This is a genomic window from Aerococcus sp. L_32, assembly GCF_050689315.1.
On record NZ_JBOEQF010001018.1, the window covers coordinates 1 to 668 of the forward strand.

Annotated in this window: 1 protein-coding gene; it reads right to left on the bottom strand. The window is 37.1% G+C overall.

Annotated elements, in window-relative coordinates:
* The coding region (locus ACRCJ0_RS17960) for a GIY-YIG nuclease family protein (RefSeq protein ID WP_431391499.1) at window positions 1-180 on the bottom strand (180 nt) is incomplete at its 3' end.
* Between the last annotated feature and the right edge of the window lie 488 nt (window positions 181-668).

The window sequence follows — 668 nt, forward strand, 5'->3', positions numbered from 1 at the left end:
CTCACTCACAAGCTGAGCCGTCTTCCCGGTATGGGTCGACTTGAAATAAGAACGGACACGATTTCTTAAATTCTTCGCCTTACCAATATAAATGATTTGGTCATCCGCATTCTTCATAATGTAGCAACCAGGCAAAGCTGGTACAAGGGTCAACAAATTCTCAATCAACTCACTAGCCATCCTTGGCCTCCTTTCGTCAATAATAGCGGCCCTAGCATCAGGCCTCCAAGTTTAAAAGAATCATTTCATAAATATAAGTTATCGCTTATATCGCAATTACTATTTGTTATGCTAGTGAACTTTTTAAGAAAAGTAACACTTATAATGAAATATGGCTAATCTTGATTATCCGAACTGTAATCAAATTATCGCCGCATTAATTGGTGATCCTTAAAAGCATATTCTAGCAACTAGCACGGTCTAACTTAGCCACTAATGCCATATCAAAATAGTGCGATATCTTTCTATAACTACCTTACGTGTTTCTTATTTTAGGATAAGTATTTTTTCCTCTTCAATCCAAAATTATACCATGCAGAGGTGGTTTTGGGCAGTAATTTGAATGCGTGGGTGAAATAGTAGCTTAGAATTGGTATATTTCGTCTTTGTGTTATAAGGATTGGGCTGGATATGGTAAAATATACAACAAAGCTAGCAAGTACAGGGGG